The organism is Promicromonospora soli (assembly GCF_014653785.1).
Classification (GTDB): Bacteria; Actinomycetota; Actinomycetes; order Actinomycetales; family Cellulomonadaceae; genus Promicromonospora; species Promicromonospora soli.
Window position 1 is genome coordinate 177,922 of sequence record NZ_BNAS01000007.1, and the last position, 16,588, is coordinate 194,509.

The 16,588-nt window shown below is 71.4% G+C and carries 13 protein-coding genes; 6 read left to right on the plus strand and 7 right to left on the minus strand.

Annotated features, from left to right (window positions below; genetic code table 11):
- Positions 1-77: 77 nt before the first annotated feature.
- Complete coding sequence (locus tag IE250_RS21005) at positions 78-437, plus strand: YidH family protein (RefSeq protein ID WP_189671251.1); 360 nt, start codon at positions 78-80, stop codon at positions 435-437.
- Positions 434-778, plus strand: coding sequence for a DUF202 domain-containing protein (locus tag IE250_RS21010; protein WP_189671252.1), 345 nt, complete (start codon positions 434-436; stop codon positions 776-778). Before IE250_RS21005 ends, IE250_RS21010 begins: the two co-directional genes overlap by 4 nt.
- A gap of 25 nt (positions 779-803) precedes the next feature.
- Here the strand turns inward: IE250_RS21010 and IE250_RS21015 are convergent, their stop codons facing one another.
- Genes IE250_RS21015 through IE250_RS21025 form a run of 3 tightly spaced genes read right to left on the minus strand, consistent with a single transcriptional unit; the run spans position 804 to position 5,178 of the window.
- The gene (locus IE250_RS21015) at positions 804-2,360 is read right to left on the minus strand and encodes an amidohydrolase (RefSeq protein WP_189671253.1); all 1,557 of its coding nucleotides are present in this window, start codon (positions 2,358-2,360) and stop codon (positions 804-806) included.
- Entirely contained in the window at positions 2,357-3,037 is a 681-nt protein-coding gene (locus IE250_RS21020; RefSeq protein ID WP_189671254.1) for an FMN-binding negative transcriptional regulator, read from the minus strand. The genes IE250_RS21015 and IE250_RS21020 overlap by 4 nt, the downstream gene beginning before the upstream one ends.
- 32 nt (positions 3,038-3,069) lie before the next feature.
- Positions 3,070-5,178, minus strand: coding sequence for an acyltransferase family protein (locus tag IE250_RS21025; RefSeq protein WP_189671255.1), 2,109 nt, complete (start codon positions 5,176-5,178; stop codon positions 3,070-3,072).
- Between the two features lie 300 nt (positions 5,179-5,478).
- Between IE250_RS21025 and IE250_RS21030 the strand changes: the two genes are divergently transcribed.
- Positions 5,479-6,981: a S8 family peptidase gene (locus IE250_RS21030; protein WP_189671256.1), complete on the plus strand. Its 1,503-nt coding sequence runs from the start codon at positions 5,479-5,481 to the stop codon at positions 6,979-6,981.
- Between the two features lie 80 nt (positions 6,982-7,061).
- Here IE250_RS21030 and IE250_RS21035 read toward each other — a convergent pair whose 3' ends face one another.
- From IE250_RS21035 to IE250_RS21050, 4 genes are all read right to left on the minus strand, one after another.
- Positions 7,062-9,257, minus strand: a complete 2,196-nt coding sequence (locus tag IE250_RS21035; RefSeq protein ID WP_189671257.1) for an acyltransferase family protein — start codon at positions 9,255-9,257, stop codon at positions 7,062-7,064.
- Between the two features lie 198 nt (positions 9,258-9,455).
- Complete coding sequence (gene cysN / locus IE250_RS21040; protein ID WP_189671258.1) at positions 9,456-10,772, minus strand: sulfate adenylyltransferase subunit CysN; 1,317 nt, start codon at positions 10,770-10,772, stop codon at positions 9,456-9,458.
- Positions 10,772-11,674, minus strand: a complete 903-nt coding sequence (cysD, locus tag IE250_RS21045; protein ID WP_189671259.1) for a sulfate adenylyltransferase subunit CysD — start codon at positions 11,672-11,674, stop codon at positions 10,772-10,774. Before cysD ends, cysN begins: the two co-directional genes overlap by 1 nt.
- On the minus strand, positions 11,671-12,552 hold the full coding sequence (locus tag IE250_RS21050; protein WP_189671260.1) for a 3'(2'),5'-bisphosphate nucleotidase CysQ: 882 nt from the start codon (positions 12,550-12,552) through the stop codon (positions 11,671-11,673). Before IE250_RS21050 ends, cysD begins: the two co-directional genes overlap by 4 nt.
- A 239-nt stretch (positions 12,553-12,791) precedes the next feature.
- On the opposite strand from IE250_RS21050, the gene IE250_RS21055 reads away from it, so the two are divergent.
- The 3 genes from IE250_RS21055 to IE250_RS21065 all read left to right on the plus strand — a co-directional run bounded on the left by IE250_RS21055 (position 12,792) and on the right by IE250_RS21065 (position 16,568).
- A complete protein-coding gene (locus IE250_RS21055) occupies positions 12,792-13,808 on the plus strand; it encodes a sulfite exporter TauE/SafE family protein (protein WP_189671261.1) in 1,017 nt (338 codons plus the stop codon).
- Complete coding sequence (cysC, locus tag IE250_RS21060) at positions 13,805-15,121, plus strand: adenylyl-sulfate kinase (RefSeq protein ID WP_189671262.1); 1,317 nt, start codon at positions 13,805-13,807, stop codon at positions 15,119-15,121. The genes IE250_RS21055 and cysC overlap by 4 nt, the downstream gene beginning before the upstream one ends.
- A gap of 70 nt (positions 15,122-15,191) precedes the next feature.
- Complete coding sequence (locus IE250_RS21065; RefSeq protein WP_189671263.1) at positions 15,192-16,568, plus strand: hypothetical protein; 1,377 nt, start codon at positions 15,192-15,194, stop codon at positions 16,566-16,568.
- The last annotated feature ends 20 nt before the right edge of the window (positions 16,569-16,588 follow it).

Here is a 16,588-nt window from a genome sequence, read left to right on the forward strand (position 1 = left end):
TACCGTGGGAGCGTGACGATGAACGCGCAGACCGACGCAGAGCCTCGGGTCGCCCTCGCTCCCGGCGAAGCCCCCTCATGAGCACGAAGCGATTCCCGCAGCGCGTCTACCGCGACGGCGAGGAGCCCGACCCCCGGTTCAGCCTGGCGAACGAGCGCACGTTCCTGGCCTGGCTGCGCACGGCGCTCGGGATGTATGCCGGCGCGTTCGCGCTCGAGGCGCTGTCCCTGCCCGCCGCGACGAGCTGGCGCCTGGCCGCGGCCGGCGTCTTCCTTGTCCTGGGCACACTGGCCGCCGTGCAGGCGTGGTTGGGCTGGTCCGCCACCGAGATGGCGCTGCGCCGCAAGCAGCCGCTGCCCGGCCTCGCCGTCGGCGGACTGATCGTCGTGGGCATCATCGTCGCCGTCGCCCTGGTCACCATCGGGATCTTCGTATGAGCCGGCAGAACGGCGTCTACGACCCCGGGCTCCAGACCGAGCGCACCCTCCTCGCCTGGCGCCGCACCTGCCTCGCCTTCGGGGTGGCGAGCCTCGTGGCGATGCGCTTCACCGTTGAGGCCGCCGGCGTCCTCGCCGTCTTCGCGGGCGTGCTCGGCGCCGGGCTCGCGGTTGCCGCCTACGTGGCCGCCGCGATCGGCTACCGCCGGGCCAACACGTCGCTGCATCGCACCGGAGAGCTGAACCACGGGGCCGCCCCGATCGCCCTCGCGACCGCGGCCGCACTGGTCCTCGGCGTGGCCTGTGCCGTGTACGTGGTGATGGGTGCGCTGAACGACTGAGCAGGAAATGAGGGCCCACAGGAGATCAGAACGCCCGGTGCGTCCAGCGGCCCGCCAGGAGCGTGCCTGCGACAGACATGTCGCGCAGGCCTACAGCGCCCGCATCCGCATCCGCCTGTCCGACGGCGAGCGGGTCCGCGTCCAGGACCACCACGTCGGCCGGCGCCCCCGCCGTCGGGAACAGGCCGCGCCCGTCAGTCGAGGCCTCCAGCGCCGTCCTTAGCCCGATCCGCTGCTCCGGGTGCCACGCCGCGCGCCCGTCGCGCGAGCGGCTGACCGCCGCGGCGAGAGCTACCCACGGGTCGAGCGCGGCAACGGGCGCGTCCGAGCCCAGGGCGAGCACCGCCCCGGCGTCGTCCAGTGCCCCGTACGGGAAGGCGCGCCCGGTGCGGCCGGCCCAGTACCGGTCGGCGATGTCGCGGTCGTCCATGGCGTGCTCGGGCTGGACCGAAGCGACCACGCCCAGCTCGGCGAAGCGGGCCAGGTCCGCGTGGTCGAGGAGCTGAGCGTGCTCGACCGAGCCGCGAGCGCCGGTCGCGGCGAACGCGTCCAGCGCGAGGGTGTTGGCGTGGTCGCCGATCGCGTGGATCGCGCACCAGAGGCCGCCGGCGTCCGCGCGCTTCATGAGCGGGACCAGCTCGTCCGGCGGCACGGACAGGATCCCGTGCGCCTCGGGCCCGCTCAGCCCCGGGTACGGGTCGTGGCAGTAGGCGGTGCGCGTGTTGAGCGAGCCGTCGGTGACCACCTTGAACGGCCCCTGCTCCAGCAGGCCGCCCGTGCCGGGCAGCACGTCGCCGGTGCGCAGGCCCTCGGTCAGGACGTGGTCCAGCCAGGGTGTCCAGACGCCGGCCCGCACGCGCAGCGCGTCGAAACCGGCGAGGAACCGGCGGCGCCAGACGGTGAGGTTGTCGGTGAGCTCGAGGTCGACGACGCCGACCACGCCCCGTGCGGCAGCGGCCGCGGCGGCGTCAGCCACCCAGGCGTCGGCGAGGTGGTCGGGCGCCCGGTCGACGACGGCGGCCAACGGCAGCCACTCGCTCTCCCGCAGCAACCCGGTGGGGTGCGAGCCGACGCCGACGAACCGCAGGCCTGCGGTGCTGAGCCAGGCGCAGTGCAGGTCGCCGGACACGAGGACCACTGGCACGTCGCCCGCTACGGCGTCGAGCAGTGATGCCGTGGGGGTATCGGGCCACAGGCCGTCCCGGAACCCGTAGCCGACCAGCGCGGTTCCCGGCTCCGGCAGGCCCTCGGCGAGGCGGTCGCGGACGAGCCGCACCGCCTGTGCGGCGGAGCGGGCGCCGGAAAGGTCGAGCCGACGCCGCACCAGTGCCCACTGCGTGAGGTGCACGTGCTTGTCCCAGAGCCCGGGCAGCACGGTGCGACCGTCGAGGTCGACCCGCTCCACCGGCCCGGCGCCCACACCCGCGTCCCCCGCCCCGGCGCCACCCGAGCCGCCGGCCGCGAGGGTGCCCGACGGCGCGACGGCCCGCACCCGGCCGTCTCGCAGCAGCAGGTCGACGGGCTCGGTGTGCCCGGCGAGGCGGGCCCCGGTCAGCAGCAGCGGTCCAGCGACGGTGCTCATGCGACGCCGCCGGTCAAGCCGCCAGTCACGCCGCCGGTCACGCTGCCCGGACGGCGGTCGAGCTCCGCGCGCATCTCGGCGGCGAGCGCGGGCTGCGCGTAGTGCGGGTCCGACTCCAGCGCCGCCACGACGCGCTCGGCGACGGCGCGAGGCTTGTCCTGGCTCAGCTTGGCCTTGCCCTGCCACCGGGTGACCCGCAGGCGGAACCCGGCTGCACCCTTGGCGATGCGCCGGGCGTACTCCTCGACCTGGGGCAGCCGGACCGGGTCGGGCATGACCGACTCGTAGCGGTCGACGGTGTCGGACAGGATCGCGTACGACTCCCCCGGACCGAGCAGCTCGACAGTGCAGTAAAGGTGGACGACGACGTAGTTCCACGTCGGCACGGCCGGTGTCATGTCGTACCAGCCGGGAGACACGTAGCCGTGCGGGCCCTGCACGATCAGCAGCGACTCGCGGCCGCTGTCCAGCCGGTGCAGCACCTCGTCCGGCCGGCCGACGTGGCCGAGCAAGCTCATCGGCTCGCCCTCCGGCGTCTCCTCCAGCAGGACGGGCAGGTGGGAGGCGATGGGCGCGCCGTCGTCGGCCACCGCGACGAGGGTGGCCCAGCCGTGGGTGCGGACCAGGTCGCGCACGCGGGCCTCGTCCTCGATCGCATAGTCGGTCGTGTGGATCACACGCTCATCGAACCACCAGCGGGCGGGGCCGATCACAGCGTCTTGGGCAGGGCCTCTCGGAGATCGTCGACCAGGGTGCGCATGTACGTGCGCGAGACGTGGTGGATGTCGCGGTACACGAGCGTGTTGCCGATCACTGCGGGGCAGGTTGTCTCGTCGCAGAACCGGTCCCAGAACTCGACCGAGCGAACCCCCGGCGCCTGCTCGAGCGCGGCGGGAACGACCTCGCGCCCGTCGAGCGCCTGCCTGCTGGACTTCGCACACTGCTCAGGGTTCTCGTAGTTCTCGGTCACGCACGTCACCACGCTCCCGGAAGCCTGCGGCGTGTCCCGGATGACCAGTACCTTGGCCCCCGCCTTGACCAGCTCGTTCCACACCTCGGCGTAACCGGCCGCCCCCGGCTGTTCCTCGGACTCCCTGCGCTCGAAGCCGAGGTTCTCGTACGACGTCGTCACCACGAGGTCCGGCTTGAGCGACGCCAGCTCGGCCCGCGTCTGCTCGTTCGCGGTGAAGCAACCCTCGACCGAGCTGTTGCTGACGCGGCGCTCGGCGTTGTACGGGCACCCGGAGTGCAGGAACGAGACCACTCGCCACCCTCGTTCGGCCGCGACCGTGGCGATCGGCTCGGTGAACATCTCGGCGTGCGAGTCGCCGACCACGGCGACCGTCGCTACCGGGTTGTCCGTCTCGCCGAACTCGCAGACCGGGGTGGTCTCGTCCTCCTGGGGCGCCAGGCAGCGTTCCACGTCGGGTGCCTGGTCGTCGGCGGCGCGCAGCGGGTTGGGGGTGATCGCCGTGTCGCCGTCGACGAACGGGGCGAAACCGTTCCCGAGGCTCTCGTTGACGCGGGTGTCGACGTCGGCGGCAACCGACTCCGCTCGCTGGTCCCACTCCCCCATCACGCTCTGCGCGCGCAGCGGCAGGGCGAACGTCAGCCCGGCGACGAGCACCATGGCGAGCAGGGCGGAGACGAGCATGCGGCTGTCCGAGCGGAACCACGCCAGCGTGCGGACCGGCCGCTCCACGAGCACGTAGCTGGCGATGGCCAGAGCGAACGAGACCACGAGCAACGCCAGCACGTCGGGCGGCTCGGGCGTCCGGTTCGCGCGGACCGCGAAGAAGACGACCACGGGGAAGTGCCACAGGTACAGCGAGTAGGAGACGTCGCCGATCCGCTGCACCACCCAGGACTCGGCGATCCTGCGCAGCGAGCCGGGACCCGACGTGCGCCCCGCCGCGATGACCGCGCTCGTGCCGAGGACCGGGACGAGTGCGGCGATCCCGGGGAACGGGGTCGCGTCCGAGAACAGGCAGGCAGCGGCCACGATCATGGCGACGCCGCCCACCGCCATGGTGTTGCGCACCGACCGGAACCGGTCCGTGTCGCGCATCAGCAGCGCCAGCACACCGCCGGCCCCGAGCTCCCATACGCGCGTCAGCGTCGAGTAGTACGCCACCGGGTTGCCCGCGCGGACCTCGACGACGCTCCAGACGAGCGAGGCGACGACGACCAGGGCGAAGATGCCCAGCAGCAGGCCGCGGAGCCCGGCGGTGTCCCGGACCTCGCCGGCAGGACGCCGGGCGCGCAGGGACCAGAGGCGAATCGCGAGGACCACGAGCAGCGGCCAGAAGAGGTAGAACTGCTCCTCGACGCCGAGGGACCAGAAGTGCTGGAACGCCGTCGGCTCGTTGCCTGCGGCCTGGTAGTCGACGGCGTCGGCCGCGAGCGCCCAGTTCTCGACGTAGACCACGGAGGCGAGCGCGTGCCGCCACCAGAGCTGGAGCAGGTCGAGCGGAAGGAGCACCAGGGCGAGGGCGATGGTGCCGACCGTGGCGACGAGCGACGCGGGCAGGATGCGCCTGGCGCGGGCGGCCCAGAACTTCTTGAGGCTCACCCGGCCCGTGGACGATGCCTCGCGCCACAGGTGACCCGTGATGAGGAAGCCCGAGATCACGAAGAACACGTCGACACCGATGTAGCCGCCAGGCAGGAGCGCGGGGTCGATGTGGTAGACGAGGACGAGCAGTACGGCCAGGGCGCGGAGGGCTTGGACCTCTGGACGGAACTTGCGCGGCGGGGCTGTCTCCCTCGCGGTGGTCGATTCCGGCGGTGCGGACAGTCTGATCGTCGTTGCCGTCATTCTCTGTCGCGCTCTTCGCTCTCTCGGGGGCAGCTGGATGGGCCGGGGGCAAAACAGCGGCTCACGATGCCACAGATTCACCCCGTGCGGAAACTCCCCCTCGCACTCCTTACCGAGTACTGGATGGGCTGGCGATCTCCGCGCGGACGCGAAGATACCCTACGGGTTCGATCGGGTACTCGTCACCTCGCCGGAAGGGTTTCGGCTTCAGGCAGGCCGACATGAGGCAGATTTCTCTACACAGGGTAGATTTCGGGAAATCCCCATCTGGGGCCCGTGCACCTCAAGGAGAGTGAACCTATGCGCATCTCCCCCTCCAGGCGAGCACTCGCCGTCGCTACCGTGACGACGCTCGCACTCACCGCACTCGGCAGCGTCGCCGGGTATGCGGCGGACGAGCCGGAGTCCACACCAGTCCCGATCGTCACGCCGGACGGAGCCCTGTTCTCCTACGTCGTCAACACGGAGCACACCAGCCTCCGCGAGACGCTCCTCGCCATCAAGGCGGTCACGCGAGCCGACGGCGTCGTCGTGCAGGCGTGGCCGCAGATCGGCGTCGTCGTGGCGCACTCGGCCAACGGCTCGTTCCGCGAGGACGTGCTCGCGGCCGACCGGACCGGCGTCATCGACTCCGTGGGTGCGACCCGCACCGTCTCCCCCACCGAGGGCACGCACGGCGCGGAGACCGCCGCGGGCGCCCAGAAGAGCAAGTCGGTGGTGGGCCAGGCGAAGAAGGACGTCGTCGGCGACACCGTCGAGGATCAGTCCCGCACCGCCGTGGTCCCCGACCCGGGCGAGGCGACCCAGTGGGACATGGAGATGATCAAGGCCGACGAGGCCCTGGCGGTCAACCCCGGCTCGTCCGCCGTCACCGTCGGCGTGCTCGACTCCGGGATCGACGCGGCGCACCCGGACCTGGCCACCCAGGTAGACGCCGACCAGTCGGTGAACTGCACCGACGGCGGTAGGCCGGACATGTCGGCGACCGGCTGGCTGCCCACCACCTCCGACCACGGGACGCACGTCGCGGGCACCATCGCCGCTGCGCAGAACGGCGTCGGCATCGTGGGCGTGGCCCCCGGCGTCAAGATGGCCTCGGTCAAGGTCGTGAACGACGACGGCTACATCTACCCCGAGTACGCCATCTGCGGCTTCATCTGGGCGGGCATGCACCGCATGGAGGTCACCAACAACTCGTACTACATCGACCCGTTCATGTACTGGTGCGAGGACCAGCCCGACCAGTACGCCGCGAAGGAGGCCGTGCGCCGCGCAGTGGACTTCTCGACCAAGCGTGGCGTGGTGCACGCCGCCGCCGCGGGCAACGCCGCGACCGACCTGGCGAACAACACCACCGATGCGTCGAGCCCGAACGACTCGACGGCCGTGCAGCGCGTGATCAACTCCGGCTGCGAGGACATCCCCGCGGAGCTGGACGGCGTCGTGACCGTCTCGTCGCTGACCCAGGCGACGAACCTGAGCTCGTTCTCGAACCGCGGCCTCGGCAAGATCGATGTCTCCGCCCCGGGCAGCGCGATCCTGTCGACCGAGCTGAACGGCACGTGGGACCTCAAGAGCGGCACCTCGATGGCGTCCCCGCACGTCGCGGGCGTGCTCGCGCTCATGAAGTCGGCGCACCCGCGCTGGACGCCGGCGCAGCTCGAGGCGGCGGTCCGCGCCCAGGCCGACGACCACGACTGCACCACCACGACGGCCGGCCCGGCCTGTGTGGGCGGGCTCGCGGAGAACAGCTTCTACGGCGACGGCATAGCCGACGCCCTTGACGCCGTGACCCTCAACTAGGACCCGTTGGTCGAGCTTGTCGAGACCCTGTGAGGTCTCGACAAGCTCGACCAGCGGTAGTCGCCCGACCCGCGGAAGGGTCAGAAGCGCATGCGCACCGACGGGCCGCGCATCGGGTCCACGAACAGCCACTTCGCCTTCGCCCGCAGCGCCTGGTGCAGCGGGCGAGCCAGGGTCGTCGCGTACGTAGCCGTCATGTGGTTGTCGTCTCGGTAGATCAGCACGTTCCCGACGACGCCCTCGCACAGCTGCTCCCGGCAGATGAACCGGGTCAGGTCGATGTGCGCCGCCGACTGCGGCACTCCCTTGGCGTTCTCGACGGGGTTGACGGGCGAGAAGACGTCCGCCCGGGCCCGCGCGCAGCCGAAGCCGTCGGGCTGCTCCTCCATGCACGCGGGGACGTCGAAACCGAACCTCGGGTTGTCCCGCAGCGTCACTACCCGGATACCCGCACTCCCCAGCCGTTTCCAGGCGCGCACCTCCGCCGGGCTCACCGTGTCGCCGGGCTCCGTGGGCGAGGTGCGGCTCCCGACCACCAGCACCGCGTCGGGCCGCATGCGCTCGAGCAGCTCCAGCGTGTTGACCCGCCAGGTCCAGCACATGTTGTCGGGGTTGGGCGGTTCGACCGACGCCGCCAGGCGGCAGCCGCGCCGCGCCATCAGCAGCACCCGCCAGTTCTCCTCCTCGCCGACCTCGGTCATCGCCGGGGACCACTGGATGGTGTGCGAGTCGCCCACCATGACCACCACCTGCTCCGGGTCCGGCTCGTCGTTCAGGACGCAGGTCAGGGGCGTGTCCGACACGGGTGTCCGGCTGCCCTCGATGCAGCCGTCACCGTCGACGTCGGGCCGGTCCTGTGCAGCGACCGCGGGCGCGGGCTGGACCTGCACACCGTCCGGTACCGGGTCCTGGTACGCGGGGCTCAGCGCGAGCGCCCCCGGGTACTCGGACGGCCCGCTCTCGTCCACGGCGTCCGCCACGGCCTCCGCACGCGCGAGCAGCTCGGCGTCCTGCCGCTCGAGCTCCCTCAGCGCGGCCACAGTGCCACCTGCCACGAGCGACACGCACAGGACGGCGGCCACCAGCGCGGGGACGCCGCCGAATCTCTCGCGGAACCGTTGTGCGGGGTTCGCCACGAGCTTCGTGGTGAGCCACGACAGCATCACCGACGCCGTCATGATCACCGCGGCCCCGAACCAGTCCGGCCGCTCCAGGCCCGTGTAGTGCAGGTAGGCGATGAGCAGCGGCCAGTGCCACAGGTACAGCGCGTAGGAGATGTCGGCGACGAAGCGCAGCGGCGCCACCTGGAGCAGGCCCCGCGGACCCCAGACGGCGGACCCGCCCGAGCCGAGCAGCACGAGCAGGGCGCCCGCCACCGGCCACAGGGCCCACTCCCCCGGGAACAGCGCGCCGCCGTCGAGCACGAAGCCGCTGGAGACCACAAGACCCAGGCCGGCCCAGCCCAGCGGGGGGCGCAGGAAGCCCGGGAGCCGGAGCCAGGGCAGCACGAGGGCGAGGAAGCCGCCCACGCCCAGCTCCCAGAACCTGGCCCAGGAGTGGAAGTACGCGACCGGCTGGTCCACGACGTGCAGCTCCTGGGCGAAGACGAACGACGCCGTCGTCGTACCCCCGACGACCACGATCAGCAGTGCGCGAGGGCTGATTCGCGCCAGCCGCGCCAGCGCGACCACGATCAGCACCACTATCGGCCAGGCCAGGAAGAACTGCCCCTGCACGGACATCGACCAGAAGTGCTGCAGCGGGCTGGTCTGGGGGCCGGCCGCGCCGTAGGCGAGCTGGCCGGCGATCATCTCCCAGTTCACGTAGTACAGCGCCGAAGCCAGGATCTCCCGGCCGGTCTGCACCCAGATGCCTCGCGGCATGACCCACCAGACGAGGGCCGCCGTCGCGACCAGCACCACGAGGGCGGGCGGCACGAGCCGGGAGAAGGTTCGCCCGTAGTGCTCGCCCAGGCGCAGCTCGCGCCGCTCGGCGCGGCGCAGCAGGGACCCGGTAGCCAGGAACCCGGACAGCACCAGGAAGACGTCGACGCCGCCGGACACCCGGCCGTTGCCGAACAGGTGGAACGCGACGACGAGGGCGAGCGCCAGCCCGCGGAGTCCGTGCAGCTCGGGGATATGCGTGGCGGGCCGCGCCCCAGGGGTGCGGCCTGCCGGCGGGCGCGGGGCGTCGCCCTGCGCGAACTGCGCATCCGCAGTGGTGTCCAGATCCGCCGGCCCGAACGCGCGCGGGAGCGGACTCGAGACAACGGTCACCTGGGGAACCTCCGGGTCGGACTGCGGGCCGTGGCCGCGCATCTCCGGGAAGACCGTGATGATCGCCCTGGCCAGGGACCAATTCTGGGGAGCATCGGAGGGCCGCCGACCTCAAGGTCGGCGGCCCTCCGGCGTTGCGGAGCGTATCAGGACTCCGTGGCGCTACCCGTCACATTCCGGACACGTTCTGTCCGTGGCTCAGTACTGGTGAGCAGGTCCGCCGATCATGCCCGCGGCTACCGTCTTGTTGGTCGCCTCGTCCACGAGGATGAACGCGCCGGTCTGCCGGTTGGACTGGTAAGGGTCCACGAAGAGCGGCTGGGTCACGCGCAGCCGGATCCGCGCCATCTCGTTCAGCTTGATCTCGGTCGCGTCCTCGTCGCGGTGCAGCGTGTTGACGTCGACGCGGTAGTTGATGTTCTTGACCATCGCCCGCGCCCACCGGGTCGTGTGCTTGATCGCGTACTTCTTGCCCTGCACCAGCGACGCCGACTCGTCCATCCAGCAGATCTGGGCGTCGATGTCCTGGGTGACCGTCGGGACGTTGTTCGGGCGGCAGATCATGTCGCCGCGCGAGATGTCGATCTCGTCCGCCAGGCGCACGGTCACCGACATGGGCGGGAACGCCTCGTCGACGGGGCCGTCGGCCGTGTCGATGGACTCGATGGTCGTCTCCAGGCCGGCCGGGAGGGCCAGCACCCGGTCGCCCGGCTTCATGACGCCGGACGAGACGGTGCCCGCGTAGCCGCGGTAGTCGCGCGCGTCGTTCTGCTGCGGCCGGATCACGTACTGCACCGGGAACCGCACGTCGACCAGGTTCCGGTCCGACGCGACGTGCAGGCGCTCGAGGTGGCTCAGCAGCGGAGAGCCGTCGAACCACGGCATGTTCTCGGACCGCGTCACCACGTTGTCGCCCGCGAGGGCGGACACCGGGATGAAGGTCAGGTCGGGCACACGCAGGCGGGAGGCGAACTCGGTGAACTCTGCGCGGATCCGCTCGAAGACCTGCTCGTCGTAGTCCACCAGGTCCATCTTGTTCACGCAGACCACCACGTGCGGCACGCCCAGGAGCGTGGCCAGGAACGTGTGCCGGCGCGACTGCTCGACGACGCCCTTGCGCGCGTCCACGAGGATGAGCGCCACGTCCGCCGTCGAGGCGCCCGTGACCATGTTCCGCGTGTACTGGATGTGGCCTGGCGTGTCCGCGATGATGAACTTGCGCTTCGGCGTCGCGAAGTAGCGGTACGCGACGTCGATGGTGATGCCCTGCTCGCGCTCGGCGCGCAGCCCGTCCGTCAGGAGCGACAGGTCCGCGTAGTCGTTGCCGCGGTCCTTGCTGACCTGCTCCACCGACTCGAGCTGGTCGGCGAAGATCGACTTGCTGTCGAACAGCAGGCGACCGATCAGGGTGGACTTGCCGTCGTCGACCGAGCCGGCCGTCGCGAACCGCAGGAGGTCGCCGCTGACGATCTCGTTGTGCGACTCGGGACCGGCCTCGGGGAGAGTCGTCGTCATCAGAAGTAGCCTTCCTTCTTGCGGTCCTCCATGGCGGCCTCGCTGACCTTGTCGTCGCCGCGGGTGGCGCCGCGCTCGGTCAGACGAACGGCCGCGACCTCCTCGACGACGTCGTGGAGCGTGATCGCCGTGGACTCGACGCATGCAGTGAGGTTCGCGTCGCCGACGGTGCGGTAGCGCGTGGACCTGACCTCGGCGGTCTCGCCGTCCTTGAGCGGAGTGAACTCGTTGACCTCGTAGAGCATGCCGCTGCGCTCCACGACCTCGCGCTCCTTGGCGAGGTAGAGGTCGGGCAGGTCGATGTTCTCGGCTTCGATGTACGCCCAGATGTCCAGCTCGGTCCAGTTGGACAGCGGGAACACCCGGATGGACTCGCCCTGGTGGACGCGGCCGTTGTAGAGGTTCCAGATCTCCGGGCGCTGGTTCTTCGGGTCCCACTGGCCGAAGTCGTCGCGGAAGGAGAACACGCGCTCCTTGGCGCGGGCCTTCTCCTCGTCGCGCCGGCCGCCGCCGAACAGGGCGTCGAAGCCGTGCTTCTCGGCGGCCTCCAGCAGCACCGGCGTCTGGATCCGGTTGCGCGAGCCGTTCGGCTCTTCCTGCACCAGACCGCGGTCGATCGCCTCCTGGACGGAGGCGACCACCAGCTGCACGCCCGTGCGCTCCACCCACCGGTCGCGGCAGTCGAGCACGGTCTGGAAGTTCAGGCCGGTGTCGACGTGCATGATCGGGAACGGCACCCGCGCCGGCGCGAACGCCTTCACCGCGAGGTGCAGCATGACGATGGAGTCCTTCCCGCCGGAGAACAGCAGGCACGGCCGCTGCATCTCGGCTACCACCTCACGCATGATGTGGATGCTCTCGGCTTCCAGGCTGCGCAGCTGGCTCAGAACGTGACTCTTCACGACTGGGCACCTTCCTTGCTATCTGCCCCGACCACGGACGCGACACCAACGGTGTCGAGCAGCTCACGCAGGCGCGGAGCCAGTGCCGGGGGGCATACGAACAGGTCAGGGAGCCAGGGGCTCTCCCGGTTGTACACGAGCTCGGATCCGTCGAGGCGGGTGCAGACGAGGCCTCGGGACCGTGCAACGGCTACAGGGGCCGCAGAGTCCCACTCGTACTGCCCACCCCCGTGGACGTAAGCGTCAACTGTACCGTCGGCGACCGCCATCATCTTGACGCCCGCTGAGCCCATCGGCACCAGCTCGACGTCGTCGCGCTCGGCCAGGGCGGCCACGAACTCCGGCGGGCGGCTGCGGCTCGCCGCGATCCGCAGGGGGCGGCTCCCGGCCAGGACTGCGGCACTGTCGTCGTCCGGCACGACGCCGTCCGAGGTGGCCAGAACCTGCTGACGCGCAGGCAGGGCGACTGCGCCGACGGTGAGCCCGACGCCGCGCTCCCAGAGCGCGACGTGGACGGCGAAGTCGTCCCGCCACTGCCCGGCCAGCGGGCCGTCGACGTACCGCTCGGCGAACTCGCGGGTGCCGTCGAGGGGGTCGATGATCCACACACGATCTGCACGGGTGCGGGACGCATCGTCCTTCGCCTCTTCCGAGAGGACGGCGTCGGCGGGCCGGGCGGCGGTCAGCGCGGCCGCGAGCCACGCCTGAGCTGCGGCATCACCCGCGTCCTTGAGCTCCTTCGCGACGAAGGAGCCGCCGGCGGCGTCGACCTCGGCGCGGAGCGCGAGGAGCACCCCCGCCGCTCCCGAGGCGAGTGCGTGGGCGAGGGCGTCATCATCGAGCGACGCCTGAGGGAGCGTGGGGGACGGCGCGTTCATCGATCTCCAGGGTGGACGTCTTCTCCGGCGATCCAGCCGTTCCTGCAGGCGCTCGACAAGGAGCCAAGGTGCCGTGGGCGAAGTCCGGTGGACGCGCCGAGGCTACCATTCCGGCATGCGATCCAGCGTCTGCGGACCCGTACAGACCCCTACCGGCCCCAGGAGGCGTTAATGCCTACTATCCCGATGGGGTTGATCGGAATAAGGGGATTCCGCGCGCTTCCCGGGGGATGCCCGCCATGAGCATCGAGATCCCCCTGGTCCTCGGCGGCCTCGCGGTCGGGTTCATCGTCGGCCTGACGGGGATGGGCGGCGGCGCCCTCATGACGCCGATGCTCATCTTCGTGTTCCGCATCGACCCGCTCGTGGCGGTCTCCAGCGACGTTGTCGCCAGCCTCTTCATGAAGCCGGCGGGCGCCATCGTGCACCTGCGGCGCAGGACGGTGAACCTGAAGCTGGTCCTGTGGCTGTGCGTGGGCTCGGTCCCCGCCGCGTTCTCCGGCGCCCTGCTCATCCAGTGGCTGCCGTTCGGCGACTCCCTCGACGCAGCGCTCCAGAGGGTGCTCGGGGTGGCCCTTCTCATCGCGTCCGGCGGTCTCGTGGTCCGCGCCGTGCTGCAGATGGTGCGGGAGCGCTCCGCGTTCGGCGAGGGTCCTGCCAAGCCGTCCGCCCCGCGTGAGCTGGTGGTGCGACCGGTCCCCACCGTGATCCTCGGCGCCGTGGCCGGGCTCCTGGTCGGCATCACGTCGGTCGGCGCGGGTTCGGTGGTCATCGTCGTGCTCCTGCTGCTCTACCCGGCGCTCAAGGCGTCCCAGCTGGTCGGCACCGACCTGGTCCAGGCGGTGCCGCTCGTCGCGGCGGCGTCGCTGGGGCACATCCTGTACGGCGACTTCTCGCTCGGCCTGACGACGTCCCTCCTCATCGGCGCCATCCCCGGCGCCTGGTTCGGCGCCCACGTGTCCTCGCGCGCGCCGGGCGGCATCATCCGCCGCGCCCTGGCGATCCTGCTGCTGGCGTCCGCGCTCAAGCTGCTCGGTGCGAGCCTCCCTGTGGTGCTGGGCGCCGCGGGTGCCGCGCTGGTCGGCGGTAACCTGGTCTGGTTCTGGGTCAAGCGCCGCTTTGGCGTCGCGCCCGCAGCGGGCTCGGCTCCGGCGGGGCGCGGCGAAGGCGCCGCGGACGACCCAGCGGTCGGCACCGCGGACGAGCCGGCCGGCGAACCAGCAGACGACAAAGCAGAAACGAGCCCCCGCGCATGACCGACCTTCCCGCCCGCGTCCTGACCGACGACGAGCTCGACCTCCTCGAGCTGGCCCTCGGCGGTGCCGTCGCGCCGTCGGTGCTCGCGGCCACCTGGCCGGACGCTCCGGCCGATGTCCGGGGTCCCCGCGGAGGCCCGCAGCGAAGCAAGGACTCCGTGGGGTGGGGTGTTGTGCTGACCGACGCCGAGAACACCCCGCTCGCCCGCCTCACGGTGCGCCCCGGCGATGTGCCCGACGCCGTCGACGCGCTCAAGCCGATGCCGCCGGCGATCGGCCCGCAGTGGGACGCCGCCGTGCGCCGCCCGGCCCGTGAGGTCCGCGCAGAGCTCGAGGCCGGGGCGGGCGCGGGCTCGCCGCAAGCGCTCAGCCTGCTCGTCACCGAGGTCCCTACGCGCGAGGAGACCGACGCCGCCGTGCGGCTGGCCGCGGGCTCCGACGCCGTGCTGCTGTTCGTGCCGGCCGCGCGCCGCACCCCGGAGCCGGGCACCGTCGGCGCCCCCGGTCTGGTGCGGGCGGTCACGGGGCTGGCCGGCACCCTGGCCGAGCGCACCGGGGCGCGGGTGAGCACCGTCGTCGTGCCATGGTCCGGCCTGGGTGGCGTGACGCTGGAAGAGGTGGCGGCCGCGTACGGCGCCACCCGCGCCGACACGCTCGCGGCACATCGCTCGCCGGCCACCGCGGCGGCCGTCTCGGGCCTCGCTCACGTCCGGGACAACGCCGTTGCCGCCCTCTACCCTCCGGCCTCCGCCGCCGAGGTGGCACGCGCCGCGAGCAGCGGCCACCGCCAGGGCATCGTAGTGTTCTTCACGGGCCTGTCGGGCTCGGGCAAGTCGACGGTGGCCCGCGCCCTGGCAGCCGAGCTGGAGGACGATGGCCTGCAGACCACAGTGCTCGACGGCGACGCGGTGCGCCACCACCTGTCGAAGGGCCTCGGGTTCGACCGCGAGTCCCGCGAGACCAACGTGGAGCGCATCGGCTACGTCGCGGCGCTCGTGGCCAAGCACGGCGGCATCGCGGTTGCGGCACCGATCGCGCCGTTCGCGGCGGGCCGAGCGAAGGTGCGGGCCCTGGCCGAGGAGGCCGGCGCGCGCTTCGTCCTGGTACACATCAGCACACCGCTGGCGGTGTGCGAGGCGCGCGACCGCAAGGGCTTCTACGCCCGGGCGCGTGCCGGCGAGATCGCCGAGTTCACGGGCATCTCCTCGCCCTACGAGGAGCCGGAAGACGCAGATCTCGTCATCGATACCTCTGTCGTGTCCATCGACGCGGCGGTGAGCGCCGTCCGCACTCACATCATCGCGGCCGGGTGAAAGACGCCATGCCCGAACTCCCGCAACTGCCAGGCGCAGCAAGCGATCCGATCAACCTGGAGATCACCGGATGAGCACGACGAGAACACTGGACTGGCAACAGGGCTTCGCCCGGGGCAAGGCGACCGGCGCGAAGTGGCGGGGCGCGTTCGGCCCCCCGGTGGTCGGTCGCAACCGCAGGGATGACCTGCTCCAAGAATTCTCGGACCTCATGGTCCGACATGCCCGCGGCGAGGAGATACCCGCGAGCAACGTGCAGTCCGTGCGCCGGCTGGCGATCGCAAAGCGGCACCGCGACTGGGACGGGCTGATCCTCGCCGTCGTCTCCACGCTGGCCACCGCCTTCGGCAACAAGCCGGCCCGGGCCTGGGTGCCCGTCCTGCTCGCCGCCGCCGGCAGGTTCGACGAGGTGGTCGACGCGGAGCCCGAGTTCGTCACCAACGGCCCGGAGTACCAGGACTGGCTGGTCGTCGTCACGGCCCTCGCGAAGGCGGGCCGCGAGGACCTGGCCCACGCCCTCGTGGACAGGCTCACCGCACACTTCCCGCCGGGCGAGGGGGCGAGCCTGACCGTCTGGGGCGACGACAGCCTCTCCAAGGAGTTCGCGCGGCTGCATCAGCAGGCGCCCGGCGGCGCCGCCCTGCCCGTGTTCTTCCATCTCCCGTTCTCCGGCGGCACCAGCATGATCGTGTCGCTCAAGCGCCTCATGCCGTGGGGCCGCATGCTGGAGATCAACCGGCGCCAGGGCCTCCTGCAGATCGAGCACGCGCTCCAGATGTCGGCGGAGGACTCCGGGCGGCTGATGATGGTCCATCAGCACCACCCGTTCGCCTTCCAGCTGCCCGGGCGCGAGCTCAGCCACTTCACTGTGCTCCGCGACCCCGTCTCGCAGATCAGGTCGGGCTACTTCAAGCGCCTCTCCACCCCCGGCATCGTGCCGACGCGCGACGAGTCCCCGACGTTCGACCAGCACGTCGACTACACGATCGAGCACGGAATGACGAACATGCTGGCCCGCCAGATCGTGACCACGCACCCCGCCCTGCTCAAGGCGTACCGCACGCAGTTCCCGGCCTCCCGCTCCGGGAAGTTCGAGGCCATCGGTGCCGAGGAGGACATGTTCTGGCTCAGCGCTACCTCGGAGCTGAGCGAGGACGCCCTGCTGCGCATGTGCCGCGAGACGCTCGACGAGCGGTTCCACCTGGTCGGAACCATGCGGCACCTCGAGGCCAGCCACATAGCGGCCACGGCCTCGACCGGTTCGTACGCCGCCGACCGGGTGGGCCACCGCGGCCGGTCCGGTCAGCCCGAGCGGAGCGAAGACGAGTCCGACGCCGCACGCCGGCTGCGCGAGGCGAACGGCGTCGACCAGGTCCTGTACGACGAGTACACCGCGCGGTTCGAGCGGGACTACGCACCCCTCATCGAGCTCGTCGCATCGCACTGATCACACCCTGATCGCCCGCC